We start from the raw sequence: 26,250 nt of genomic DNA, 5'->3' as shown, positions 1-26,250 counted from the left end.
TCGCTTAGCCGACCGTTGCCGGAGCCAGTAAACGTCCCCAGGCGAGTAAACGATCGGTCAACATTAATTCACGGTTGAGCGCGGCGACATGTAACAGCTGTTCGCGACACTGCATCCATTGCTGCGCGCTGCTGTTGAGCGCACTGCTATTCATTCTTTGCGCCAACTGCGTGACCACATCCGGACGATCGCCGTTGCTCAGCCACTGACTGGCGCCCTGCTGCACTTTCATCGCATCCACCAGCAGCGAAATCAGCCAGCTGAGGCGTTCGGCCACATCTTCACTGTTCAGCGCGGGTAACAGCTGCAGCACATCGCCGTTTAGCGCTTTGATCAGCGTTTCGCACAGCGTTTCACGCGCCTGCCAGCGCTCGGGCTGCAACAGCGTCAAGGCGGCGGCGGGTGCGCCATTACTCAAACGTAAGGCGGCGCGCAGCTTCTCTTCCGGCTGCGGTTGCTGCTTCTGCAACCATTGCAGGCTATGTGCTTCTTCTGGCGGCGACAGATGCCACGTCATGCAGCGACTGCGCAGCGTCGCCAGCAGGCGCGAAGGTTCGCGCACGCTGAGGAAAAACCAGCAATTCGCCGGCGGCTCTTCCAGCGTTTTCAGTAATGCGTTGGCGGCGGCTTCCGTCAGCTGCGCGGCATCGGGCAACCAAACGATCTTTGCGCCGCCCTGCTGCGCGAAGTGATACAGCTTTTCAGTGACGTCGCGCACCGCATCAATACCGAGCGAGGATTTCCCCTTTTCGGCTTCAAGGCGATACCAATCCGGATGCGTGTGCGCCTGCATCAACTGGCAGCCGTGGCAGTGGCCACAGCTCTTCAATCCTTCCGGCTGCAAACACATCAACCAACGACTTACGCCCCAGATCAACGCATCGTCACCCATGCCTTCAATGGCCTGCACCAGCAAGGCGTGATGCGCCTGGCCACTTTGATGCCGGGCGATGATTTGTCGATAAGGCTGATTCAGCCACGGATACCAGTTCATGCGGATTGGCCTGCCAGCCAGCTACGCAAGGTGCCTTGAAGTGACGATGTCACGTCTGCAATATTTTGCGTCGCATCAATGGTTAGAATTGAGGGATCCTGAGCGGCCAAAGCCAGATAGCGTTCACGCGTGCGCTCGAAGAACCGCAGTGATTCCTGCTCGATACGATCCAACTCGCCACGTGCGCGGGCCCGTTGCAGGCCAATTTCTGGCGTTACGTCGAGATAGAGTGTGAGATCGGGACGGAAATCGCCCAGCACCGCATCGCGCAGCGTGGTCATCAACTGCGCATCCAGACCGCGACCGCCGCCTTGATAGGCTTGTGAAGAGAGATCGTGACGATCGCCGACCACCCAGGCACCGCGTGCCAGCGCCGGTTTGATCACGTTCTCTACCAGCTGCACGCGTGCCGCGTACAGCATTAGCAGCTCGGCTTTATCGGTCACCTGCTCGCCATCAATGCCCTGCTTGACCAACACACGCAGTTGTTCTGCCAGCGGCGTACCGCCCGGCTCGCGCGTGAAGACGACATCATGAATGCCGTGCTCATGCAGCACGGCAACCAGCGCATCACGCGCGGTGGTTTTGCCTGCACCTTCCAGGCCTTCAATGACGATAAACTTACTTTTCATTTTTTTCCTTCATTGCCAGCCGGTAAACCTGCACCGCTTTATTGTGGCTGGCCAGATTGGTGGTAAAGGTGTGTCCACCTTTGCCATCCGCGACAAAATAGAGGTAATTGGTTTTTTCCGGATGCGCAGCCGCTTCCAGTGAAGCGCGGCCCGGCATCGCGATCGGACCCGGCGGCAAACCGCTAATGGTGTAGGTGTTGTAGTCGGTTGGTGTTTCCAGATTTTTACGGGTTAGCGTGCCGGTGTAGCTGTCGCCCATACCGTAAATCACCGTGGGATCGGTTTGCAGTTTCATCCCGGTACGCAGGCGATTGATAAACACCGACGCCACGCGCGCGCGCTCTTCGCTCACGCCAGTCTCTTTCTCAATGATCGATGCCATGGTGACCATGTCCTGCTCTTTCTTGTAAGGCAGATTCTCCATGCGTCCCTGCCAAATCTCATCGACCAGCTTATTCATGCGCGCGTGGGCACGTTCCAGCAGAGCCACATCGCTGGTATTGGCAGTGTAGAGATACGTATCAGGATAGAAGCTGCCTTCCAGTTGGCCCACGTCGAGTTTGAGCGCAGCGGCAACGGTAGCAAATTGATCGTCGGTTAGCGTGTGTTTCAGGTATGGCGCTTTACGCAACTCGGCTAACCACTCGGTAAGACGCGAACCTTCAATAAAACGCACCGGGAATTGCGCTTCTTTACCGCTGGCTAACAGTTGCAGCAACTGACGCACCGTCATGCCGGTTTCCAGGCGATAGGTACCGGCCTTAAAACGCGCCAGTTCCGGTTCCAGTTTCAGCAATGGCCCAAACCAGATGCTTTGCGGAATGATGTGCTGGCTTTCGAGTTGCGCTTCCAGTACTACACGGCCGCTGCCAGCCGGCAAGGTGTAAATGGTTTCCTGCTGCAGTGTTAAGGGCGTATCGGCTAAACGTTCAATCTGCCAATAGCTAAAGGCGGCGGCGAGTCCTGCGACTACCACAACGCCTGCGAGAATTTTTTTCATTCGAGTCATGATACTTCCATCGTCGGGCAACTGGCGCGCAGTTGCTGATACAGCGAGCGTGCGGTAAACGAAACGTCGTCAATTTGTCGCACGGGTAAAACTGGCATCAGGGCGTTACACATCACCACTTCATCAGCGTTCAACACGTCGTCCCTGCTGCCATCAATTAGCTGACAAGTCTGGCCATTCGCGGCCATCTGCGCCATCAGATAACGACGCATAATACCATCCACGCCAGCCTGCCCAAGCTGCGGCGTAAAGACGTTGTTGCCTTTGCGCCAGAATAAATTGGCCGCACAGCATTCCACCACCGTCCCGTTAGTGTCAAGCACCAGCGCCTCGTCGCCGCCCGTCTGGTCAAGATGCTGGCGAATCAGCACCTGCTCAAGGCGATTCAGGTGCTTTACGCCGGCCAGCAATGGATTGCGTGCCAGTCGCATTGGGCTGGTATGCAGCAAGGCGCCCTGCTGTTGCAGCGTGGCGTAATGCTGTGGCCACGGCGAAAGTGAAAGGATGCGCGTCGGTGTTTGGCAGCCTGCGCGGCTATAACCGCGTCCGCCAGCGCCCGGTGTCAAAATCACCTTGAGCACTGCCTGCGTTTGTAGCGCAGCGGCGTGATGCATTTCTGCGGCGAGTTGAGCTAAATCAGGCGCATCCATCAATAACCGTGCGCAGCCCTCTTTCAGCCGCTGCAGATGCGCATCCAGCATAACAATATGGCCGTTGATCACTGCAGCAGTGGTAAAGCAGCCATCACCAAATTGCACTGCGCGATCGCGTGCTGAAAGCTCGGTTTGCAGTATGCCGTTTATCCACATGATGGCCGCCTTGATTACCCCGGTAGAATATATAAAAAAGGCCCGCATTGCGGGCCTCTGTATGGCTGAGGAGCGATTAAACCTTGCGGAAGATCAGCGAGCCGTTAGTGCCGCCAAATCCAAAGGAGTTACACAAGGTGTACTCCAGTCCGCTGACCTGGCGCGCCGTATGCGGCACGAAGTCCAGATCGCAACCTTCGTCAGGATTGTCGAGGTTGATGGTCGGTGGAATCGCCTGGTCGCGCAGCGCCAGAATCGAATAAATCGCTTCTACCGCGCCCGCAGCGCCCAACAGGTGGCCAGTCATCGACTTGGTGGAGCTGACCATCACGCTGTGAGCTGCCGCACCAAACACCGATTTCACCGCCTGCGCTTCCGCTTTGTCACCGGCTGGCGTCGAGGTACCGTGCGCGTTGACATAACCAATCTGCTCAGCGTTCAGCTGCGCGTCACGCAGCGCGTTAACCATCGCTGCTGCTGCACCTGAACCGTCTTCCGGAGGTGACGTCATGTGGTAAGCATCGCTGCTCATGCCGAAACCAATGATCTCAGCATAAATCTTCGCACCACGTTTCTTCGCGTGTTCGTACTCTTCCAGTACGATAATGCCAGCACCGTCACCCAACACGAAACCGTCACGATCTTTATCCCACGGACGGCTTGCCGCCTGAGGATTGTCATTACGCGTGGAGAGCGCACGAGCAGCACCGAAACCACCGACACCTAACGGCGTACTGGCTTTCTCCGCACCACCGGCCAACATCACATCAGCATCGTTATACGCAATGATACGCGCCGCATGACCAATGTTGTGCACACCGGACGTACAGGCAGTTGCGATAGAGATGCTTGGGCCTTTCAGGCCGTACATGATGGTGAGGTGACCTGCAACCATGTTGACGATGGTAGAAGGCACGAAGAATGGGCTGATTTTGCGCGGTCCACCGTTGACCAGCGAGCTGTGGTTATCTTCGATTAAACCCAGTCCGCCAATCCCAGAACCGATTGCCGCACCAATGCGACCAGCATTCTCATCGGTTACGACCAGACCGGAGTCTGCCATAGCCTGAATGCCTGCAACGATGCCGTATTGGATGAAGTCATCCATCTTGCGCTGATCTTTGCGCGAGATGAAATCATCGCAATTAAAATCTCTTACTAAGCCCGCAAAACGCGTTGCATAGGCACTAGTATCAAAATGGTCGATCAGGCTAATGCCGCTCTGACCGGCAAGGAGAGCACTCCAGGTAGACTCTACGGTATTGCCGACAGGAGACAACATGCCAAGACCAGTCACAACTACACGACGCTTAGACACGCACGTCCTCCAGGGAGGGAAAAAATAACGCTATGTGGGGCATACATAAAACTCAGGCGGTCGAGGTGACCGCCTGAAGATATTCATTAGTCGTGTTTATGACTATTGATGTAATCGATCGCTGCCTGAACGGTAGTGATTTTCTCAGCTTCTTCGTCTGGAATTTCAGTATCAAACTCTTCTTCCAGAGCCATTACCAGCTCAACGGTGTCAAGAGAATCTGCACCAAGGTCTTCAACGAAAGAAGCAGTGTTAATCACTTCGTCTTCTTTAACACCCAGCTGCTCAGCTACGATTTTCTTAACGCGTTGTTCGATATCGCTCATACTATTTAATTTCCTATCAAAACTCGCTTTCGCGATGGTTTTCGTAGTGTATAAAATGTTGAAAAAGATGCAACAAAATCCCGGCTGGTCTAACCACGATTTTGCGTTATTCTGCGGTGTTTGCTGCAGATAAAGCAAATGTTTTCGTGATTATCAGACCATGTACATGCCGCCATTGACATGAAGCGTCTCACCCGTGATGTAGGCTGCTTCGTCAGAGGCTAAGAATGCAACAGCATTGGCAATCTCCTGCGGGTCACCTAAACGACCTGCTGGAACTTCTGCCAAAATACCCGAACGTTGATCTTCGTTCAGTGCACGCGTCATGTCCGTCTCAATAAAGCCCGGAGCCACGACGTTTACAGTAATGCCACGTGACGCAATTTCTCGCGCCAGTGATTTGCTAAAGCCAATCAAACCTGCTTTTGCTGCCGCATAGTTTGCCTGACCCGCGTTACCCATGGTTCCAACTACAGAACCGATGGTAATGATACGGCCCACGCGTTTTTTCATCATGGCACGCATAACCGCCTTAGAAAGACGGAAGACAGATGTCAGGTTGGTATCAAGGATATCCGCCCACTCATCGTCTTTCATGCGCATCAACAGATTGTCACGCGTAATGCCTGCATTATTGACTAAAATGTCCACTTCGCCAAATTCGGCGCGTACTTGTTCGAGGACGCTCTCAATTGAGGCGGCATCAGTGACGTTCAGCAGCAGGCCTTTGCCCTTGTCGCCGAGGTAAGCACTGATTGCTTCCGCACCGCTTGCACTGGTGGCGGTTCCCACCACTTTGGCACCGCGCGCAGCCAGCGTTTCCGCAATGGCACGACCAATTCCACGGCTTGCACCGGTAACCAGCGCTACTTTACCTTCAAAGCTCATGTTTTTCCTCTTATTCCTGTGAAAGTGCAGCGCTCAGTGAAGCAGAATCGTTCACCGCAGCAGCACTCAGGCTATCCACAATACGTTTGGTCAGACCGGTCAGGACTTTACCTGGACCGACTTCCAGCAATTGCTCAACGCCCTGCGCAGCAATAAACTCGACCGATTCAGTCCAGCGCACCGGGCTATACAGCTGACGGACCAGCGCACTACGGATCGCAGCAGCTTCAGTTTCACACTTCACGTCGACGTTGTTCACCACCGGCACCGCAGGCGCATTGAAGGTGATCGCTTCGAGAGCCACCGCTAGCTTATCGGCAGCAGGTTTCATCAAAGCACAGTGCGATGGCACGCTAACTGGCAGCGGCAGTGCACGTTTGGCACCAGCAGCCTTACAGGCTGCACCCGCACGCTCAACCGCTTCTTTGTTGCCCGCGATAACCACCTGGCCCGGCGAGTTGAAGTTAACCGGTGAAACCACCTGGCCTTGAGCACTCTCTTCGCAGGCTTTACGGATGGATGCGTCATCCAGGCCGATAATCGCCTGCATAGCGCCAGTACCTTCCGGTACCGCTTCCTGCATCAGTTTGCCGCGCAGCTCAACCAGTTTAATGGCGTCTGCGAAATTCAGCACACCGGCACATACCAGAGCCGAGTATTCACCGAGGCTGTGGCCGGCCATCATGGTTGGCTGCACCGCATTTTTGCTCTGCAATACGCGATAGATAGCAACAGAAGCCGCCAGCAGCGCAGGCTGCGTCTGCCAGGTTTTATTCAATTCTTCAGCCGGTCCCTGCTGGACCAACTGCCATAAGTCATAACCCAGCGCATCAGAAGCTTCACGGAAAGTGGCTTCAACCTGCGGGTTTTCAGCAGCCAGCTCGGCTAACATGCCGACGGTCTGCGATCCCTGTCCTGGGAAAACATAAGCAAATTGCGTCATCTTTCGTTCCTGTCAATCAAAAGCGAACCAGTGCAGAACCCCAGGTGAAACCACCACCAAAGGCTTCCAGCAGAATCAGTTGTCCCGGCTTGATACGACCATCGCGCACTGCTTCGTCCAGTGCACTTGGCACTGACGCGGCCGAGGTATTACCGTGACGATCCAGCGTGACGACAACTTTATCCATGCCCATGCCGAGCTTTTTGGCGGTTGCGCTAATAATGCGCAGGTTCGCCTGATGCGGCACCAGCCAGTCGAGCATTTCACGATCAAGATTGTTGGCTTGCAGAGTTTCATCAACAATGTGTGCCAGTTCAGTCACGGCCACTTTGAAGACTTCATTGCCCGCCATCGTCAAATAAGCAGGCTCATCCTGATGGGCACGATCCTGATACGGCAGCGTCAGCAGTTTGCTGTAACGGCCGTCGGCGTGCAGATGGGTAGAAAGGATGCCTGGCTCTTCGCTCTGGCTCAGTACCACCGCGCCCGCGCCATCACCAAACAGAATGATAGTGCCACGATCGTTAGGATCGAGCGTACGTGCCAGCACGTCTGCACCGATCACCAGCGCATGTTTTACCACACCATTTTTGATGTATTGATCGGCAACGCTCAGTGCATAAGTGAAGCCCGCACAGGCAGCGGCCAAATCGAAGGCAGCGCAATCATTGATCTCCAGCATTTGCTGGATCATGCACGCTGAACTAGGGAAGGCATGGCTGGAAGAGGTGGTTGCCACAATGATCAGGCCAACGTCGCTCGCATTCACACCCGCCATTTCCAGCGCGCGCTGTGCTGCGGTGAAGCCCATAGTAGCAACGGTTTCTTCCGGAGCGGCAATACGGCGCTCACGGATGCCGGTACGGGTGACAATCCACTCGTCCGTCGTCTCGACCATTTTTTCCAGATCCGCATTGGAGCGAATCTGCTCAGGCAAATAGCTGCCCGTACCGATAATTTTGGTAAACATCTACGCTTTGTCACTCCTGGCTAATACAGTGTCAAGGCGCGCAGCAATCCTCTCTGGGACTTGCTTTCGCACCGTCTGCTCTGCCTGCTCTATCGCCACGGCAAATGCACGTTGATTCGCCGCACCGTGGCTTTTGATCACTGTCCCGCGCAATCCTAACAGACAAGCGCCATTGTACTGGTCGGGGTTGAGATGGCCGAAACGCTTTGCCAGACGCTTTTGAATCCAGCGCCCCAACAATGTTAGCCACCAGGCCCGTTTTTTTCCTTCCTCTGACGATTTGATCAGAGAGAGGAACATTCTTACCACGCCTTCCATGGTCTTCAACGTGACGTTACCAACGAAGCCATCACAAACCAGCACATCCGTCTTGCCGGTGAGGAGATCGTTCCCCTCAAGGTATCCAATATAGTTGATTTGCGGTGACGCTCGCAGCACCGCAGATGCGGCGCGGATTGTTTCTAATCCTTTGGTCTCTTCCTGACCAATATTCAGCAGCGCCACACGCGGCTGGGCGATCTCCAGCACTTCTTCTGCCATTACAGCGCCCATGATCGCAAACTGCACCAGCATGGCGCTGTCCGATTCAACGTTAGCGCCGAGATCCAACACCACCGTTTTGCCATGCTGCTGATGCGGCAACACCGTCATCAACGCTGGACGCTCAATGCCATCCAGCGGCTTTAATAACATTTTTGCCAGTCCCATTAGTGCGCCGGTATTTCCGGCACTGACACAGGCTTGTGCTTTCCCCTCTTTCACCAACTCTAACGCCACACGCATTGAACTGCCGCGGCTGTTACGAATCGCCTGAGAAGGTTTGGCATCACTTGCAATAACCGATTCAGCAGGAATAACCTGCACACGCCCCTGTAACGAGGAATCCGCTTTGGCAAGAAATGACGAGATGATGTCGGGATCGCCGACCAGAAGAAGAACCAGCTCCGAATGAGAGGCCAGTGCCTGCAAGGCTGCAGGCACTGTCACGCAAGGACCGAAGTCCCCGCCCATGGCATCAACTGCCAGGGTCAAACGTGTCAAGGTATCGCCTTGTGTAATCGCGAGGATTACTTGGTGATAACCTTGCGACCGCGGTAGTAACCATCCGCAGTGATATGGTGACGCAGATGAGTTTCGCCAGAAACTTTATCTACTGACAGAGCAGCAGTGGTCAGAGCATCGTGTGAACGACGCATACCACGCTTAGAACGGGTTGGTTTATTCTGTTGTACGGCCATGGACCTTACTCCTATTACTTACGCTTTAAACTGGCTAATACGGCAAAGGGATTTGGTTTTTCTGCCTCTGGAGGCAGTTGACCAAACACCATGTCCGCGTCGGACACTTCACAGTGTTCAGAATCATGCACCGGAACCACGGGCAGCGCGAGGATGAGCTCATCTTCGATCACTGCCAGCAAGTCGATCTCACCAAAATCATTGACATCAACTGGCTCGTAGGCTTCCGGTAGTGCCTCGGCCTGCTCATCAGAAGAGACAGGACTGAAGCAATAGCTTACGTGAACATGACGTGGAAACGACTGGTTGCAGCGTTGACATGACAGAGTCACCTGCACTTCGGCTGTTCCTTGCAGAACGGCGAGGCGCTGGTTATCAACCGCAAACGACATATCGCATTCAACTTCACTGTCCACACTCACGACCGTTTCGGCCAAGCGCGCCACCAATTCAGGTGCATAAACACCATGATAATCAAGGCGTTTTTGCGCGGCGCGGACCGGATCGAGCGTCAGGGGTAATTTTACCTTTTGCATAGGGCGCGCATATTAACTTTGTAACGTCATAGAGTCAAAGAAAAAGGCCGGTTTACGGCATCTTTCACCCGTTAGTCGCATCCAGTGCGGCGCATAGTTTAAAATGACTGTCATCTTTACGCTATCTATTCTGAAAAAAAATGACGACACCTTTGGTTTTAGCTTCTACTTCCCCTTTTCGTCAGGCGCTGCTGAGCAAACTGGGCCTGCCTTTTATTACCGCCGCCCCAGATTGCGACGAATCACCGCTACCGCATGAATCGGCCCCCGAGCTGGTGCAGCGTCTGGCATTTGCCAAAGCGCAGGCGCTGGCCGCATGTTACCCGGACAGCTGGATAATCGGGTCCGATCAGGTTTGTGTGCTGAATGGCGAGATAACCGGCAAACCGCACACTGTGGAGAAAGCCTGCCAGCAACTTGCGGCGGCCAGTGGCAACGCCATCACCTTTTATACCGGTCTGGCGCTACTGCAACCGCAGAGCGGCAAACAATCGGTCATTTGCGAACCCTTTACCGTGCATTTCCGCGAGTTGAGTGCTGAAGAGATTCGTGGCTACGTTGAAAAAGAAAAGCCGCTGCAGTGCGCTGGCAGTTTCAAAAGCGAAGGATTAGGGATTTGTTTATTTGACAGGCTGGAAGGTCGCGATCCCAATACTTTGATTGGCTTACCGCTGATTGCCTTGAATGAAATGCTAAGAGAGGTGGGCATCAACGCTTTATGTTGATGCCCGGATAATCAGGCTTTTTTCTGACGCAGTTTGGCGAGGCAATTCTTAAGCGCGCCATCCAGTGGCGCTTCCATCCGTAACACTTCTCCGGTGTTGGGATGGGTGAAGGTTAACGCCGCTGCATGCAGGAACAGACGCGATAAGCCCGTCGAACCTAATTGCGCATCAAATTCGCGGTCGCCGTAACGATCGTCGAAGGCGATCGGGTGGCCGCCATGAAGCGTATGCACACGAATCTGATGGGTACGACCGGTCACCGGGCTGGCTTTCACTAAAGTCGCGAAACCAAACCGCTCTTCGACTTTAAAACGCGTCTCAGAAGGCTTGCCTTCCGCACTCACGCGAACCACACGTTCACCGCTCTGCAAAATGTTCTTCAGCAGCGGAGCCTGCACCACTTTCAGATGCGATGGCCAGTCACCGCGCACCAGAGCAAGGTAATCCTTCTGCATGCCCTTCTCGCGCAGCTGCTCATGCAGAGAGCGCAACGCAGAACGCTTCTTCGCCACCAGCAGGATGCCAGAGGTATCACGATCGAGGCGATGGACTAACTCAAGGAAACGCGCTTCTGGACGCAACGCACGCAGCCCTTCAATCACACCAAAACTTAATCCGCTGCCACCGTGCACCGCCGTGCCCGACGGTTTATTCAGCACCATCAGGTAATCATCTTCATAGAGAATGGCATTGGTGAGCGCTGCGACTTTATCCAGCTTCGGTGAAACCGTGTTCTCTTCGCGCTCGGCAACCCGCACCGGCGGAATACGCAGCTCGTCGCCATCCTCCAGCTTATACTCAGGTTTGACGCGCTTTTTATTCACCCGCACTTCGCCTTTACGCAAAATGCGATAAATCATGCTTTTCGGCACGCCCTTGAGCTGGGTGCGCAAAAAGTTATCAATTCGTTGTCCGGCATTTTCAGCCGTGATGGCGACATACTGTACGCCGGGATTCTCTGTTTTCATGGCGGCGATTCTAATTAGTGTCCCTGGATAGCGCCACCCCTTTTTCTGTGCTTAACTCTCTCTTTGTCGCGTGATGAAACGGTGAAAATGGCGACATTTTCAGCGATGCGATGATTAGCCCTGCAAATGAACAGGTTATGGACGAATAAACTTCTCAGCTTGGCAAAAGTCGCCTTGCTTAATGTTGGTTAGCAATGGAATAATGCAGGTGTTTCTGCCCTGGAAAGATTCAGGCAGGAAAAAGAGCGAAATAAGTCATTTTGCCGGATTGAACGGACACGCAGCAATGGCGTAAGACGTAATGTTAAATCAGGCACTTAGCGGGCTGCGGGTTGCGGCCTGGACGACAGACTAGGATGTGTGGATTTTTGAATACTCTGTAACATTTCCACCTTCAGGCGCTGGATTTCCTTATGAAAAACAGGCCACCGACAAGATTTGCGCCCCTTTAGCCGCCGACAACCGTGAGGTTGACGTCAGTGCATTAAGACACGGGGCCATCGGTTGATTCTCGTCCAGGGTAACGATGCCCGCAGCTAGATCACTCATGTGAGAATAACGAGTAAGTCACGATGAAAAGAATGTTAATTAACGCAACTCAGCAGGAGGAGTTGCGCGTTGCCCTGGTTGATGGACAACGTCTGTACGATCTGGATATTGAAAGTCCTGGACACGAACAGAAAAAAGCCAACATATACAAAGGTAAAATCACCCGCGTTGAACCCAGCCTTGAAGCTGCATTTGTCGATTACGGTGCAGAACGTCACGGTTTCCTCCCTCTGAAAGAAATTTCCCGCGAATATTTCCCCGCCAATTACAACGCACATGGTCGTCCGAATATCAAAGATGTGCTGCGTGAAGGTCAGGAAGTTATCGTTCAAATTGATAAAGAGGAACGCGGTAATAAAGGTGCAGCACTGACCACCTTTATTTCTCTGGCCGGTAGCTATCTGGTATTGATGCCGAACAACCCACGTGCCGGTGGTATTTCACGCCGCATTGAGGGCGACGATCGTACCGAATTAAAAGAAGCACTTTCCGCACTGGAACTTCCAGACGGCATGGGATTAATCGTTCGCACTGCGGGCGTAGGCAAATCAGCCGAATCACTGCAGTGGGATCTCAGCTTCCGTATGAAGCACTGGGAAGCCATTAAGAAAGCCGCAGACAGCCGCCCGGCGCCTTTCCTGATCCATCAGGAAAGCAACGTTATCGTGCGCGCCTTCCGCGACTATCTGCGTCAGGATATCGGTGAAATCCTTATCGATAATCCAAAAGTCCTGGAACTGGCTCGTCAGCACATTGCTGCACTGGGTCGTCCGGACTTCAGCAGCAAAATCAAACTGTACACCGGTGAAATCCCGCTGTTCAGCCACTACCAAATCGAATCGCAGATTGAATCAGCCTTCCAGCGTGAAGTGCGTCTGCCATCAGGCGGATCGATTGTTATCGATAGCACCGAAGCCCTGACGGCGATTGATATCAACTCCGCACGTGCAACTCGCGGCGGTGATATCGAAGAAACCGCCTATAACACCAACCTGGAAGCGGCCGATGAGATCGCTCGCCAGCTGCGTCTGCGTGATCTCGGCGGCCTGATTGTTATCGACTTCATCGACATGACGCCAGTGCGCCACCAGCGCGCGGTGGAGAATCGTCTGCGTGAAGCGGTGCGTCAGGATCGTGCGCGTATTCAGATCAGCCACATTTCACGCTTCGGTTTGCTGGAGATGTCGCGTCAGCGTCTGAGCCCGTCACTGGGTGAATCCAGCCATCACGTCTGCCCACGCTGCAGCGGTACCGGCACCATCCGTGATAACGAATCGCTGTCGCTGTCTATTCTGCGTCTAATTGAAGAAGAAGCGCTGAAAGACAACACCAAAGAAGTGCATGCGATTGTTCCGGTTCAGGTCGCCTCTTACCTGCTGAACGAAAAGCGTGATGCCGTTAGCGCCATCGAAAAACGCCAGGGCGGCGTGCGTGCCATCATCGTGCCAAACGATCAGATGGAAACGCCACACTACTCGGTACTGCGTGTTCGCACCGGCGAAGAGACGCAAACGCTGAGCTATCACTTGCCGAAACTGCACGAAGCGGAAATGGCGCTGCCTTCTGAAGAAGAGCACGCTGAGCGTCGTCGTCCGGAGCAGCCAGCATTGGCCGCCTTCGCGATGCCTGATGCGCCGCCTGCGCCGGTTGAAGTGGTGAAAGAGTCTCAGCCTGCAGCAGAAGTGAAAACCAAGCCTGCGGTTGCAGCACCCGCGGTGACTAACACCGGCTTCGTGGCACGCCTGCTGAGCGGATTGAAGAAACTGTTTGCCGGTGACGCGCCAGCTGCGGCTCCTGCTGAAACTCAGCAAGAAACCCCAGCCGTTGTTGCCGCTGAATCTGAAAATACCCAGCAGCGTGGCGAACGTCGCAACAATAACAACCGCCGCAACAACCGTCGCGAACGTACTCCGCGTAATGGCGAGAATGGTCAGGTGCGCGAAGGTCGTGAACCGCGCGAGCCGCGTGAAGCACGTGAGCCACGTGAAGCCCGCGAACCGCGTGACAATCAGGACAATCGTCGCAACAAGCGTCAGAATGAGCCGCGTGAAGCGCGTCCGGTCCTGAGCGATGAAGCACTTGAGCAACGTGATGAGCAGCAACAACAGCGCCGCGAACAGCGTGCCGATCGCCAGCGTCGTCGTCAGGAAGAGAAGCGCACTCAGCAGCAGGATCAGAAAGCCGCTGAGCCGGTTGTTCAGGCGCCTGTTGTTGACGAAAACGTCGAGCAGGAAGAAGAACGCGTTCAGGTAATGCCGCGTCGTAAGCAGCGTCAGCTGTCACAGCGCGTGCGTGTGGGCGATACCACTGAAATTGCTGCCAAAGCGCCAGTGGTTCATGAAGCCGCCGTTGAAACTGCGCCACGCGCTCAGTACCACGAACATCCTGAAGCCAGCAATGACGAGCAAGATGATAGCGATAACCGTGATAGCGCCAATATGCCGCGCCGTTCACGTCGTTCACCGCGTCACCTGCGCGTGAGTGGCCAGCGTCGTCGTCGTTATCGTGACGAGCGTTACCCAACGCAGTCTGCAATGCCGCTGGAATCGGCTGCTGCCTCTCCAGAAATGGCGTCAGGCAAAGTGTGGATCTCTTACCCGGTTGCGCAAGCGCAGGAAGAGTACAGCACGCAAGATGCGATGCATGAAGTGTCGGATTACGGCTACCAGCAAGCCGCTGATGCAGAAGCTCAACCGGCTGCAGTTGAACCGGCCGTTGAGCAGGTTGCTGCTGAAGAAGCTGTGCATCAGGTTGAACCACAGGCACATACCGATGTTCCAGTGGTAAACACTGATGACGTCACGCCGATTGCCGCGCCTGTCAACGAAGAGCCATCAGTGATCTCTGCTGCTGATGAACAAGTAGCTCAGGAAACTGCGGCTGAAGCGGAACCGGCTGTTGTCGTTGAAGAAGCGAAGCCTGAAGGTGAAGTCAGCGAAGTCGCTGCGGTTGTAGAGCAGGCGCCAGCTGATGTTTCTCCAGCAGTGGAAGCTCAGGTTGAAGAAGTGCTGGCTGCGCCAGTCGCGGCTGAAGCGGAAGTCACGCCGGTCACTGAACCTCATGCGCCGGTTGCGGCTCGTGATACCGCAGTGACCACGGTAGAGACGCGCTTCAAGCACCACGCTACCGCACCGATGACCAAAGCACCGGCTCCGGCGTGGCAACCTGAACCGGTTCGTAACAGCGACTGGGTCCGTCCAGCGTTTGGCTTCGAGGGCCGCGGCTCTGCCGGCGGTCACAGCGCGACGCATCAGGCCACCGCCCCGGCAACCCGTCCGGAAAGCGCGTAAGCTAAAGCACGCCAGTAAACAGCAAACCCCGGCCAGTCCGGGGTTTTTTATTGCCTGCGGTCGCCATTTATGCGACCTGAATAACAGGCAAAAAAAATCCCACAGCCCCGAAAGGCGGTGGGAGAAACTAAGCGCACCCGGTTAAAGTACGCTCAAAGGTTAAGGTCAATTACGAATTAAGCTGGAACAGCGAGAGTTTCGACATATCGGTAAAAGTCTTATACGACGCCTGCAAAGCCGTTTGTTGCATGGTGTAGCTGGAAATGGCTTGCGTGTAATCAACCTGCACCAGATCTGTCATTTGTGAAGCCATAATGGTGTCACGGTCATCGCCCTGCGCATCCAGCGTATCCAGTTCAGCCAACTGTGAACCTACTGCTGAACGCACCGCCAACACGTTGTTTAATGAGTTGCTCAAGCCACGGTTGGATTTATCCATTGCATCCTGGAAAACCTGCTTGGTTGCGTCATCAGCATCATCCTGCGGCGTATTGAGTGCTGCAATTGCGCTATCAAGCATGTTAAACAGATTGGTTTCACTCGGGCTGCCGTCCGGCTCTGCTTTTGCGTTGCTGGTCAGTGACATAAATACTGACGATCCTGTGCTACTCACCGCCATCGTGCGACCATCATCGACCTTCTGCGTAATGGCATCGGTCCCGCCAACATACGTAACGCCCGTTGGGGCTCCAGCGTCACTGAACGGCGCAACATCGGTTTGATAGCCCGCGAAAATATAGCGACCATTGCCGTCACGGCTGTTAGCCTGGTTCAGCAGTTGGTCACGAATACCTTGTAATTTGGTGGCAATCGATGCGCGGTCATCGTCACTCAGCGTACCGGTTGAACCATACACAATCATGGTCTGCGCATCCTGAATGCTGCTGGTCACGCTGGAGAGTGAGTTCTCTTCCATCGACAAGCTTTGATCGGCAAAGCTGCGTGCCGTGGCATATTGGCTACTTTTCGCCTGCGATTGCGAAAGCACCACGGCGCGAGAGGCGGCGATTGGATCATCCGAGGGATTGCTGACGCGCAGCCCGGTAGAGAGCTGTTCACCTACTTTTAACCAGGAAGCTTGCGAGTCAGTAATCCCGCGCACCTGCTGGTTGAAAATCATATTGGTACTAAGACGCATGGTTTTTATCCTCTATGCTTAGCCGCGGATGCCCATCAGCGCATTAAAAATGGTACTCGCCGTTTGCAGTACTTGCGCGTTCGCCATATAGAACTGCTGATACTTCGTCAGATTAGAGTACTCTTCATCGAGGTTGACCCCTGAAACTGACTGCTGGCGATCGCTTAGCTGAGTAACCACGTTTTCTTGTGTGGTGCTGGCCGTTTCCAGCGTGCTGGTTTTGTTACCGACGCTGCTGACAATACTGGCGTAAGCCTGAGCGATGGTCGCATTACCATTCACCAACTTGCTATCCTGCAGATCCAACAATTTCTGCGCATTACGGTTGTCACTTTCACCGCTGGTTGCGCTGGATGCCGCAGCAATTTGCGACTCATCGGTGATCGCAACCGACATACCGGCAATGACGTTCTGTACCGGTTTGACCAGGAAACTGTCTTTAGCGTTAGGTGCGGGTGATGTACTCACCGTCAGTTTCAGGCCATCAAAGTTAAGGGTGCCGTCAGTCGCATCTGGCGTAACGCTAAACTTCACGTTGTCAGACATGCGGGTCACCGACCAATTACTGCCGTCATAACTCACGGTGTAGTTAGACGCTTTCATCGCGCTGGTATCTGACCATGCAGCCGTAACGGTAGCCGCTGAGGTATTTTTGCTGTTACCCACCACGGTTGGCGAACCGATATTAAAGAAGTTGCCACCCTGGTCACCGTTGCTGTCATACCCTTCGCTGTGCACGGTATTGAAGCTAGTGGTGAACGCCGCAGCTAACTGGCCGAGCTGATTCTGCGCGGTATCCAAATCCTGCGTACGAAACGCCAGCAAGCCGCCGAGTGAACCGGTGGTCAATGTCTTCTCAGGGATCTCAACATTACCCGCCTGCTTATCGACATAGCCGACAGTGGTACGTGTTGAATCGCTGCTGGACGGCATCGCCACCAAACTGGTGGAGTTTTTACCATTCACCAACGTCACGCTGCCCATTGAGACGATATAGCTACCGTCCTGTTGAGATACGTTAACGCCAACCACATTATTCAGGCTGTTCACTAACTGATCGCGCTGATCCAGCAAATTGTTCGGCGCCGCGCCACCGCCGGTGGTCAGCTTGGCGATCTGACTGTTCAGGTCGGCAATCTGACTGGTGAAGGTGTTGATTTGGTCGACGTTCGAGGCGATATCTGTATTAACGCTGTTCTGCATATTATTGAGATATTGCGCCGTGGTCTGGAATTGGTTCACCAGGCCTTGTGCGTAACTCAGCATTGATTGACGCGCCGACGGATCGTTGGCGTTACTCACCACGTTCTGCACGTTGGTGAAGAAGCTTTGGATTGAGGTCGACAAGCTGGTGGTCGACGTCGACAGCAGATCATCAATGTTCGAAATTTGGTTGTACTGCGTATTCACGGCGCTGTAGTTGGCGCTGGAGCCACGGAGCTGGGCGGTGATGAACTCGTCATACTCACGCTGAACGCCGGAGAGCGTTACACCGTTGCCGTAATAGCTGTTGCCCTGCAGGGTGCTGTTCGACTGCGACAGAATCGCCGTCTGACGCGAATAGCCCGCTACCGTGTAATTGCTGATGTTATTACTGGTGGTGCTTAATGCAGCCTGTGCGGCGCTCAGCCCACTCATCGCTGAGTTAATTATGCTGGACATCTCGGTTCCTTAATTTCCCGTTAACCGGGCTGGCAGTCATCAGTGCGATTGCGCGGGCGGTGAACGCCCGCGGCATGTGATTGTTATCGGCGTGCTTAAGTGAAACTTGAGAGCAAAAATCAGAACAAATCGGTGATGTCGTTGCTGTACGCCTTCACCACTTTTTCGCCCATGTTTTTGAATTGCTGGATCATTCCCACCAGTTTTTGCGCATACTTTGGATCGGTCGCGTAACCGGCGGCCTGCAAGGCACGCGCGCCCTGCTCGGCGCTCGGTGCGTTGGCAACGGCGGCATAACGAGGGTTATTGGACAGCAGTTTGACGTAGTCGCTGAGCGCTTCCATATAGGAGCCATACACACGGAAACTGGCGCGCACTTTTTTCGCCACGCCGCCTTCGTATTCGGTGGTCATGATATCGGTGGTTGCGCCCTTCCAGTCACCGCTCGCCTTAATACCAAACACGTTGTAACTCGGCTTACCGTCGCGCGTCAGAATCTGTCGCTGGCCCCAGCCGGATTCCAGCGCGGCCTGCGCCAGAATCAGGTGATGCGGAATGCCGCTCTGCTGGCTGGCGACCTGCGCCGGTTGCGCCAGCTGGGCAATAAAGTCGTTGCTGTCGCTCGGCAAACTGCTTGGCGAGACCGGCAAACGCGGCACCGCTTTACGCACCATCTGCTCCAGCTGATTCGACGGCAGATTGCTATAGATGAAGCTGTTATCCAGCTTCATCGGCACCGTACCGGCGGTTTCGTCCGGCTCCTGAGCGGGCTGCATCTGTTTAACGATGATATCGGCCATGCCGAGACCACGTTTACCGATGTCCTGCGCAATCTGCTGATCGTACATCGAGGTGAAAAGCCGCGTTTGATCGTTGCTCAGCAGGCCATCCTGCGGCAGCGCAGCGCGCATGCTTTTCATCATCATCTGCACGAACATCCCTTCCACCTGCTTGGCCACCTGCATCGCCTTCCCTTTCGGGTCGGCGGCGGCTTCGCGTTTCAGGTCGTTCAGCGAGCGGCTGTCATACGCCGCATTCACCAGCGATTGCGTATCGTTCATCAGATAATTTCCAGTTTGGCGCGCAAGCAGCCTGCGCTTTCCATCGATTGCAAAATCGACATCAGCTCAATCGGTGACGCACCCAGCGCATTCAGCGCACGCACCACGTTGTTGAGGTTGGCGCTGGAGTTAACACGTTGCAGCGCGCCGCCACTCTGACGCAGATCGATCTGGGTATTGTTAGTGGTCACCGTCTGACCGCCCGCCAACGGCGTATCAGGCTGACTGACGTTCTGCTGCTGATTGACGGTAACCGACAGATTGCCCTGCGCCACCGCACAGGTGTTCAGCGTCACTTCGCGGTTCATCACCACCGAACCGGTACGTGAGTTGATAATCACCTTGGCATCTTCCAGCGGCACTGAAACGTCGAGGTTCTGAATTTCGGCCAGCAAACGCACCTGCGAACTGTTATTCGGCGACACGCGGATCTGCACGGTACGCGCATCCAGCGGCTGCGCGGAGCCAATGCCACGGCTGTTGATGGCGTCGGCGATGCGCTGCGCCATGCTGAAGTCTTCATTATTTAACTGCAGGTTGATGGTGTTCTGGCTACCAAAGTTGCTCTGCAGTTCACGCTCTACCGTTGCGCCGCCGGTAATACGGCCACCGTTCAGCTGGTTAACCTGCACGCTGCTGCCACCGGCTGAAGCGCCGGCACCGCCAACCAGAATGTTACCCTGCGCCAGCGCATAAACCTGGTTATCGACGCCTTTCATCGGCGTCATCAGCAGCGTACCGCCGCGCAAACTTTTGGCGTTACCCAGCGAGGAGACCACCACATCAACGGTTTGGCCCTGACGCGCAAAGGTCGGCAGCTTTGCGGTCACCATAACGGCCGCCACGTTTTTCAGCTGCATGTTGGTGCCCGCTGGCAAAGTAATGCCGAGCTGGGAGAGCATGTTGCTCACGGTTTGCGTGGTAAACGGGGTTTGCGTGGTCTGGTCACCGGTACCATCAAGGCCCACCACCAAGCCGTAACCGATCAGCTGGTTATCGCGCACGCCCTGTACGGAGGTCAGATCGCGGATGCGATCAGCATGCGCCAGAACGCTGAAACCGAGCAGCAAGCAGAGGCACAGGCGGAGCAGAGTCGTCATATTCATTCTTAATACCTCTTACATCGGCGAGACGTTCAGGAAGAAACGCTGGAACCAGCCCATCGTCTGCGCTTCATTGATATAACCATTTCCGACGTACTCAATACGTGCATCGGCCACCGCGGTGGAGAGCACCGCATTGCTGGCGCTGATGGTGCGCGGGTTAACCACGCCCGAGAAGCGGATGAATTCGGTGCCCTGGTTAATTTCGATCTGTTTCTCACCCACCACGCGCAGGTTGCCGTTCGACAACACCTGATTGACGGTGACGGTGATGGTGCCCGTAAAGGTGTTATTCGCCGTCGCGCCACCTTTGCCGGCGAAATCATTTTTGCCATTGGCATCCAGCGTGGCTTTTTCGCCACCGGCACCCACCAGACCACTGAGGCCAGTTGGTACACCTGTCACACCAAAACTGTTGCTGCCATCGCGGCTGGCGTTGGCGGAAGAACTTTTGCTGGCGCTGACGTTTTCCTGCAAGGTGATCGTCAATGTGTCGCCAATGTTGCGTGGACGGCGATCCTCAAACAGCGGCTGATAGCCGTAGTTCAGCGGTGCGACGCCCTGAAAAATGGAACCGTTCACCACTGGCGGTGCGGATGGCGTCGGCTCTGCCGTTGTCGCCCCTTGCACCAGTGGCGTGCGCGGAACCAGCGCACAACCGTTAAGAGTGAGTAGCAGCGTGGCTACCAACCAATGACCAGGCTTGAGAATCACTTGCTTCGCCACGGAGTTCTAACCTTATTCATGTTGCTTAATCAGGCCAGCCAGGCTGGCCCAACGACACCAGCATTACAGCTGGGTTAACTTCGCCAGCATCTGATCGGAGGTGCTGATCGCTTTACTGTTGATCTCGTAGGCGCGCTGCGTCTGAATCATGGTGACCAGCTCTTCCGCCACGTTGACGTTCGAGGTTTCGACATAACCCTGATACAGCAGACCCGCGCCGTTCTGGCCTGGCGTGCTCTGCGTTGCCGCACCGGATGCCTGCGTCTCCTGATAGAGGTTTTCACCCTGGCTATTCAGGCCCGCATCGTTCATGAAGGTGCTGAGCGTCAGCTGACCGACCTGCGCCGGGTTGGTCTGGCCCTGCTGCGTCACGCTCACCACGCCATCGCGCGAGATAGTGATGCTGGTGGCGTTGGCCGGAATGGTGATGCCTGGCTGAACCGGATAACCGGCGTTGGTTACCAGCTGACCGTTCTGGTCAACCTGGAATGAACCATCACGGGTATACGCCGAGGTGCCGTCTGGCATCTGCACTTCGAAATAACCCTGGCCGTTGATTGCCACGTCTTTCGAGTTGCTGGTCTGCGACAGGTTACCCTGCTGATGCAGACGCTCTGTCGTAACGGGACGCACACCGGTACCGATCTGCAGACCTGACGGCAGCGTAGTTTGCTCCGACGACTGGGTGCCCGGCTGACGCAGGGTTTGGTACATCAAATCTTCAAATACCGCGCGCGAACGTTTAAAGCCGTTGGTGCTTACGTTCGCGAGGTTGTTGGAGATGACGTCCATGTTGGTTTGCTGAGCGTCAAGACCGGTTTTGGCGATCCATAAAGAACGAATCATGGTGTTTTCCTTACGCCTTAGCTGCTCATGTTGAGCAAGCTGTTAGCTTTTTGTTCGTTTTCATCGACGTTGGAGATCACTTTCATCTGCATCTCAAAACGTCGGGCGTTGGCGATCATATCGACCATGGTTTCCACCGGCTTCACGTTACTGCCCTCCAGCACGCCAGGCATCACCGTCATGGTGGCATCGTTCGCCAGCGCAGCGCCGCGCGTCGCCTGGGTTTGCTGGTTAGGACGGAACATGCCGTCATCACCGCGTTGCATCTCTTTACCGGTGGCGCGCACCAGCTTCAGGCGACCAATCTGCACCGTGGCATTGGGTGCATCACCGGCGTTACGCGAGGTGATGGTACCGTCTGCCGCGATGGTCAATTCAGCGCCTTGCGGGATGGCGATCGGACCGCCATCGCCCATCACGGGATTGCCCTGAATGGTCAAAATACCGGTTGAGCTGATCTGCATGTTGCCGTTGCGGGTATAAGCTTCGGTACCGTCAGCGGCACGCACTGCCAACCAGCCGTCCTGCGCGACACCCACATCCAGCGTGCGGCCGGTGTTATCCATCGAGCCCGGTGACATATCGGCGCCCGGCGTGGAAGCGGCAACCAGCGTACGCGTTGGCAGTGACCAGCCGCTGACCGGCACCGCGCGCAACGCGTTGAGCTGAGCACGAAAGCCCGGCGTTGAGGCGTTGGCGAGGTTGCTGGCCGTTACCGACTGCTGCTCCAACGTCTGACTGGCCGCGCCCATAGCGGTATATATTGCGTGATCCATAAAGCAATCCCGTTAGCGAATTAACGTAAGTTAACCAGGGTGTTAAGAATCTGGTCCTGAGTTTTGATGGTCTGGCTGTTAGCCTGATAGTTACGTTGCGCAACGATCATGTTCACCAGCTCTTTACTCATATCGACGTTGGATGCTTCCAGCGCACCTGAAGTCAGGTTGCCGTAAGTACCAGTGCCTGCCAGACCAACCGCAGCCTGGCCTGATGAGCTGGTAGCTGACCAGACGTTATCGCCTTCAGACTTCAGACCTTCCGGGTTAGAGAAGCTCGCCAACACGATCTGACCCAACAACTGGGTTTTCTGGTTGGAGTAAGTACCGGTAATGGTGCCGTCATCATTGATGGTGTAGCTGGTCAAATCGCCAGGCTGATAACCGTCCTGTGTTGGGTTACCAAAGGTGGTCGCACCGGTGTTTTGCTGTAGGCTGCCCAACATGCTCATGCTGATGTTCATGCCATCCGCACCGTTGGTGCCGCTCACAACCAGGTTTGCCAGTGAGGCGCTGGTGGTCGTAGTATCCGGAATTGCAGTGCCCGGGTTGGCCGGATCGTCAATCATTTTTGATACGCCGGTCAGCTTACCGTTGGCATCAAACTTCATCTGGTAGCCCAGGTTGTCGCCTGCTGCGGTGTTACCGACTTCATTACCCGTGGTGGAGTCAACCATATGCACGGTCCAGGTGTTATCCGCAGTTTTGATGTAGTACATATCTAACTGATGATCGTTACCCTGGGTGTCATACACCGTCATGGTGGTTTTTGCGTTGTAGCTATCAACGTTGGATTTATCAAACGTTGTCACCGTTGGTGTGGTGCTGGTTGAGTTCAGGTTCGCAACCTGAGTCGCGGTAGTCGTAGCGCGAGCGCCCATCTGCGTGGTCGGAATACTCAGCGCCACCGGGTTCGCACCGGTCTGAATGGTGGGTGGTGTACCGCTGGCCGGGTAGCCAGAGACGTTCAGACCTTGGGTGTTCACCAGGTTACGGTTGGCATCCAGTGTGAATTGGCCGTTACGGGAATAGAACACGCCGCCGCTGGCGTCGGTCATACGGAAGAAGCCGTTGCCGCTCAGCGCTACGTCCAGTCCACGACTGGTTGACGTGGTACTACCATCACCAAAGTCCTGGATGACGGCGGCAACTTTAGTCCCCAGACCGACATTAGAACCGGCAAACATATCGGCAAAGGCAATGGTGCTGGATTTAAAACCGGCTGTGGCGGAGTTGGCGATGTTGTTACCAATTACATCCAGATTGCTGGAGGCAGCATTCAGGCCGCTCACCGCTTGTGAAAAAGACATAGTATTTCTCCTGCTAAAGGTTAATCAGAGAATCTGACGAATTTCATCGAGGGTTGCGGAGCCCATGGTGCCGAGATCCAGTTTTGCGGTGTCACCCACTGTGCTGACGCCATTGACGTAGGCATAGTTGAGCGGTTGAGCCACCAATTGGGTGCTGCCACTGCTGGCGGCCAGTGAAACGGTATATTTTCCATCCGGTGCAGTGCTGCCATCGGTCAGGGTGCCATCCCATGAGAAGGTATGGACGCCTGCAGTCAGTGCACCCAAATCGATGGTGCGAACAGTCGCGCCACTGGCATCTTTGATGGTGGCGGTGGTCGCGGTTGACGCGGTGCTCAGTTCCACACCGAAAGGCGTGGTCGTGCCGCTGCCCACCAGGACCTGGCTGCCGTTAACCATCACGCCGTGACCAATTAAGGTTGCGCTCTGCAACGACTGGCTAGAGCTAATCTGACCAGAGATGGATCCCAGCGTGGTATTCAGCTTTTCAATACCGCTCAGGGTGTTGATTTGAGCCAACTGGGTGGTGAGCTGGCTGTTATCCATTGGATTGGTGGGATCCTGGTTTTTCAGCTGCGCCACCAACATATTCAGAAACTGATTCTGCAGGTCGGCGGAGGTATTGCCGCTCGAAGCACTGCTGGAGGTCAGTACCGTTGGGTCCAGACTGTCTTTAATTCCTACTGCTACGCTCATCGTCGTTCTCCGTTACTGACCCATGGTGAGGGTTTTCATCATCATTGACTTCACCGTGTTCAGCACTTCAACGTTGGCCTGGTAGCTGCGCGACGCGGACATGGTGTTAACGGTTTCGGACACAACATCAACGTTTGGCATCTTGACGTAGCCCTTCTGATCCGCCAGCGGATTGCCTGGGTCATACACCAGTTTTGCCGGAGTAGGATCGTTAACCACGCCTGCGACCTTAACGCCGCCGGTCGCTGCACCTTGTGCGGCGTCGGTCTGGAAAATCACCTGCTTTGCCACGTAAGGCTGGCCATCAGGGCCGGTTACGCTGTCGGCGTTGGCCAGGTTACTGGCGCTGACGTTGAGGCGCTGTGATTGCGCTGTCATCGCAGAACCGGCGATATCAAAGATATTCAGCAATGCCATGCTTATTGCCCCTGCAGAACGCTCATCATGCCTTTGATCTGGCTACTGATGAGGGTGAGATCGGTTTGGTATTTCAGGCTGTTATCAGCAAACTGCGTACGTTCGCGATCCATATCCACGGTGTTGCCATCCGCGGCGGGTTGATCGGGAATGCGGTACAGCAGATCCAGTGACGGCTGAGAGTTGGTTTGCGCTTCAATGTGGCGTGAGGACGTCACATTCAGCGCCAGACTGCTGCCTTCGGCGCGACCGTTTTGCATCACCTTGCTCAGTTGGCTGGCAAAGTCGATATCCCGCGCCTGGTAGCCCGGGGTATCGGCGTTGGCAATGTTTGACGCCAGGATTTCCTGACGCTGAGCACGTAGGTTTAACGCTTCAGTACCAAATCGCAGCGCGGCATCGAGTTTGTCGAGCATGCTTCCTCCGCGAATGAGAATTTCGAGCTGACAGCTTAAGTGGACAAATGCAAGGGCGATCGTCTGAATAGCAGCAAAAATGACGGCTATTTTTGACATTGATTTTTTTGCGCGAGGCGTAGACTCGGTGCCATCTTCTCGTCAGGAGGCGTTATGCGCAGATATTCCACTTTGCTAGCCACACTTTTGCTGGCACTGGCGCTACCCAGTTCTGCCGCGGACCTTACCGCGCAGTTAACCCAATTTTTTAAGGCGCGCGACCCACAACATGCCGCCGGCATGACGGTGGTGGTACGTACGCCGCAGGCGCAGTGGCCAAACTGCGAAACCCCTGAACTGCAACTGCCGGGTAATAGCCGTCAGTGGGGCAACATCAGCATCGCCGCTAACTGCGATCAAAACCGTCGTTTCCTGCAGGTTCAGGTGCAGGTGACCGGACAATATCTGGTGGCGAGCCGTCAGGTGGCGCGCGGCAGCAATCTCAGCCCGACGGACGTGCGTCTGGAAACCGGACGGCTGGATGAATTGCCGGCACGCGCCTTGATGGATAGCAGCGGCGTCATCGATGCCGTCGCATTGCGCGATATCCCGCCAGGACAGCCGGTGACTGCCACCATGGTGCGCCAACCGTGGCGCGTAAAAGCCGGTCAAAATGTGATGGTAGTCGCCAGTGGAAACGGGTTTAATGCCAGCAGCGAAGGACGTGCGCTGAACAACGCCAGCACGGCACAAATGGTGCGCGTGAGGATGGGAAATGGTCAGGTTGTCAGTGGTCGCGTCGACGCGGATGGGAATATTCTGATATCGCTATAAAGCGTTAAAGAACCCTGTTGTTCTGCCGATAGAGATATCAACAAAGACATTACCCTATGCTGACTCAGTTGGCTGACCCCCAACTGACCTT

27 protein-coding genes are annotated in these 26,250 nt (G+C 55.1%); 3 read left to right on the top strand and 24 right to left on the bottom strand.

Annotated elements, in window-relative coordinates; translation table 11 throughout:
- Positions 1-4 precede the first annotated feature (4 nt).
- The 12 genes from holB to yceD all read right to left on the bottom strand — a co-directional run bounded on the left by holB (position 5) and on the right by yceD (position 9,663).
- Positions 5-994, bottom strand: a complete 990-nt coding sequence (gene holB / locus ACXIZX_RS06960; RefSeq protein ID WP_008103053.1) for a DNA polymerase III subunit delta' — start codon at positions 992-994, stop codon at positions 5-7.
- A complete protein-coding gene (tmk, locus tag ACXIZX_RS06955) occupies positions 991-1,626 on the bottom strand; it encodes a dTMP kinase (RefSeq protein ID WP_323273194.1) in 636 nt (211 codons plus the stop codon). Before tmk ends, holB begins: the two co-directional genes overlap by 4 nt.
- A complete protein-coding gene (gene mltG / locus ACXIZX_RS06950) occupies positions 1,616-2,635 on the bottom strand; it encodes an endolytic transglycosylase MltG (protein ID WP_008103057.1) in 1,020 nt (339 codons plus the stop codon). Before mltG ends, tmk begins: the two co-directional genes overlap by 11 nt.
- A complete protein-coding gene (pabC, locus tag ACXIZX_RS06945) occupies positions 2,632-3,444 on the bottom strand; it encodes an aminodeoxychorismate lyase (protein WP_479403833.1) in 813 nt (270 codons plus the stop codon). The genes mltG and pabC overlap by 4 nt, the downstream gene beginning before the upstream one ends.
- Positions 3,445-3,520: 76 nt before the next feature.
- Positions 3,521-4,762, bottom strand: a complete 1,242-nt coding sequence (gene fabF, locus ACXIZX_RS06940; protein WP_008103061.1) for a beta-ketoacyl-ACP synthase II — start codon at positions 4,760-4,762, stop codon at positions 3,521-3,523.
- A gap of 86 nt (positions 4,763-4,848) precedes the next feature.
- Entirely contained in the window at positions 4,849-5,088 is a 240-nt protein-coding gene (gene acpP / locus ACXIZX_RS06935) for an acyl carrier protein (RefSeq protein ID WP_008103063.1), read from the bottom strand.
- Between the two features lie 153 nt (positions 5,089-5,241).
- Complete coding sequence (gene fabG / locus ACXIZX_RS06930) at positions 5,242-5,976, bottom strand: 3-oxoacyl-ACP reductase FabG (protein ID WP_007885776.1); 735 nt, start codon at positions 5,974-5,976, stop codon at positions 5,242-5,244.
- Positions 5,977-5,986: 10 nt separating this feature from the next.
- A complete protein-coding gene (fabD, locus tag ACXIZX_RS06925) occupies positions 5,987-6,919 on the bottom strand; it encodes an ACP S-malonyltransferase (protein ID WP_179451266.1) in 933 nt (310 codons plus the stop codon).
- Between the two features lie 16 nt (positions 6,920-6,935).
- A complete protein-coding gene (locus ACXIZX_RS06920; protein ID WP_008103066.1) occupies positions 6,936-7,889 on the bottom strand; it encodes a beta-ketoacyl-ACP synthase III in 954 nt (317 codons plus the stop codon).
- On the bottom strand, positions 7,890-8,930 hold the full coding sequence (gene plsX, locus ACXIZX_RS06915) for a phosphate acyltransferase PlsX (RefSeq protein WP_061716965.1): 1,041 nt from the start codon (positions 8,928-8,930) through the stop codon (positions 7,890-7,892). It lies immediately after the preceding gene.
- 26 nt (positions 8,931-8,956) lie between these two features.
- Positions 8,957-9,127 (bottom strand): 50S ribosomal protein L32, encoded by a 171-nt coding sequence (gene rpmF, locus ACXIZX_RS06910; RefSeq protein WP_007885783.1) that lies wholly within the window; start codon positions 9,125-9,127, stop codon positions 8,957-8,959.
- A 14-nt stretch (positions 9,128-9,141) separates the two neighbouring features.
- Entirely contained in the window at positions 9,142-9,663 is a 522-nt protein-coding gene (gene yceD / locus ACXIZX_RS06905) for a 23S rRNA accumulation protein YceD (protein WP_007885785.1), read from the bottom strand.
- 140 nt (positions 9,664-9,803) lie between these two features.
- Between yceD and ACXIZX_RS06900 the strand changes: the two genes are divergently transcribed.
- Entirely contained in the window at positions 9,804-10,388 is a 585-nt protein-coding gene (locus tag ACXIZX_RS06900; RefSeq protein ID WP_179451268.1) for a Maf family protein, read from the top strand.
- A gap of 11 nt (positions 10,389-10,399) precedes the next feature.
- Here the strand turns inward: ACXIZX_RS06900 and rluC are convergent, their stop codons facing one another.
- On the bottom strand, positions 10,400-11,356 hold the full coding sequence (rluC, locus tag ACXIZX_RS06895) for a 23S rRNA pseudouridine(955/2504/2580) synthase RluC (protein WP_061716969.1): 957 nt from the start codon (positions 11,354-11,356) through the stop codon (positions 10,400-10,402).
- 572 nt (positions 11,357-11,928) lie between these two features.
- On the opposite strand from rluC, the gene rne reads away from it, so the two are divergent.
- Positions 11,929-15,195 (top strand): ribonuclease E, encoded by a 3,267-nt coding sequence (gene rne, locus ACXIZX_RS06890; RefSeq protein ID WP_479403832.1) that lies wholly within the window; start codon positions 11,929-11,931, stop codon positions 15,193-15,195.
- Positions 15,196-15,364: 169 nt separating this feature from the next.
- Here rne and flgL read toward each other — a convergent pair whose 3' ends face one another.
- The 11 genes from flgL to flgB all read right to left on the bottom strand — a co-directional run bounded on the left by flgL (position 15,365) and on the right by flgB (position 25,346).
- On the bottom strand, positions 15,365-16,333 hold the full coding sequence (gene flgL / locus ACXIZX_RS06885; RefSeq protein WP_061716973.1) for a flagellar hook-associated protein FlgL: 969 nt from the start codon (positions 16,331-16,333) through the stop codon (positions 15,365-15,367).
- Between the two features lie 18 nt (positions 16,334-16,351).
- Positions 16,352-17,995 carry a flagellar hook-associated protein FlgK gene (gene flgK / locus ACXIZX_RS06880; protein ID WP_008103077.1) on the bottom strand — a complete coding sequence of 548 codons (1,644 nt, stop codon included), beginning with the start codon at positions 17,993-17,995 and terminating at the stop codon, positions 16,352-16,354.
- A gap of 119 nt (positions 17,996-18,114) precedes the next feature.
- Positions 18,115-19,056 carry a flagellar assembly peptidoglycan hydrolase FlgJ gene (gene flgJ, locus ACXIZX_RS06875; RefSeq protein WP_154152714.1) on the bottom strand — a complete coding sequence of 314 codons (942 nt, stop codon included), beginning with the start codon at positions 19,054-19,056 and terminating at the stop codon, positions 18,115-18,117.
- Positions 19,056-20,162, bottom strand: a complete 1,107-nt coding sequence (locus ACXIZX_RS06870) for a flagellar basal body P-ring protein FlgI (protein ID WP_479403831.1) — start codon at positions 20,160-20,162, stop codon at positions 19,056-19,058. Before ACXIZX_RS06870 ends, flgJ begins: the two co-directional genes overlap by 1 nt.
- Positions 20,163-20,174: 12 nt before the next feature.
- On the bottom strand, positions 20,175-20,885 hold the full coding sequence (locus tag ACXIZX_RS06865) for a flagellar basal body L-ring protein FlgH (RefSeq protein WP_008103082.1): 711 nt from the start codon (positions 20,883-20,885) through the stop codon (positions 20,175-20,177).
- A 63-nt stretch (positions 20,886-20,948) separates the two neighbouring features.
- A complete protein-coding gene (flgG, locus tag ACXIZX_RS06860) occupies positions 20,949-21,731 on the bottom strand; it encodes a flagellar basal-body rod protein FlgG (RefSeq protein ID WP_007885801.1) in 783 nt (260 codons plus the stop codon).
- A 17-nt stretch (positions 21,732-21,748) separates the two neighbouring features.
- Entirely contained in the window at positions 21,749-22,507 is a 759-nt protein-coding gene (locus tag ACXIZX_RS06855; RefSeq protein ID WP_008103084.1) for a flagellar basal body rod protein FlgF, read from the bottom strand.
- Between the two features lie 20 nt (positions 22,508-22,527).
- Positions 22,528-23,817 carry a flagellar hook protein FlgE gene (gene flgE / locus ACXIZX_RS06850; RefSeq protein ID WP_008103086.1) on the bottom strand — a complete coding sequence of 430 codons (1,290 nt, stop codon included), beginning with the start codon at positions 23,815-23,817 and terminating at the stop codon, positions 22,528-22,530.
- Between the two features lie 24 nt (positions 23,818-23,841).
- On the bottom strand, positions 23,842-24,513 hold the full coding sequence (flgD, locus tag ACXIZX_RS06845) for a flagellar hook assembly protein FlgD (RefSeq protein WP_008103087.1): 672 nt from the start codon (positions 24,511-24,513) through the stop codon (positions 23,842-23,844).
- Positions 24,514-24,525: 12 nt separating this feature from the next.
- Complete coding sequence (flgC, locus tag ACXIZX_RS06840; protein ID WP_008103089.1) at positions 24,526-24,930, bottom strand: flagellar basal body rod protein FlgC; 405 nt, start codon at positions 24,928-24,930, stop codon at positions 24,526-24,528.
- Between the two features lie 2 nt (positions 24,931-24,932).
- Positions 24,933-25,346, bottom strand: coding sequence for a flagellar basal body rod protein FlgB (flgB, locus tag ACXIZX_RS06835; RefSeq protein ID WP_008103091.1), 414 nt, complete (start codon positions 25,344-25,346; stop codon positions 24,933-24,935).
- 153 nt (positions 25,347-25,499) lie between these two features.
- On the opposite strand from flgB, the gene flgA reads away from it, so the two are divergent.
- Positions 25,500-26,159: a flagellar basal body P-ring formation chaperone FlgA gene (flgA, locus tag ACXIZX_RS06830; protein WP_479403830.1), complete on the top strand. Its 660-nt coding sequence runs from the start codon at positions 25,500-25,502 to the stop codon at positions 26,157-26,159.
- The last annotated feature ends 91 nt before the right edge of the window (positions 26,160-26,250 follow it).

The sequence above is a fragment of the Candidatus Pantoea symbiotica genome (assembly GCF_056491525.1).
This window is presented reverse-complemented; position numbering and strand designations above follow the sequence as displayed.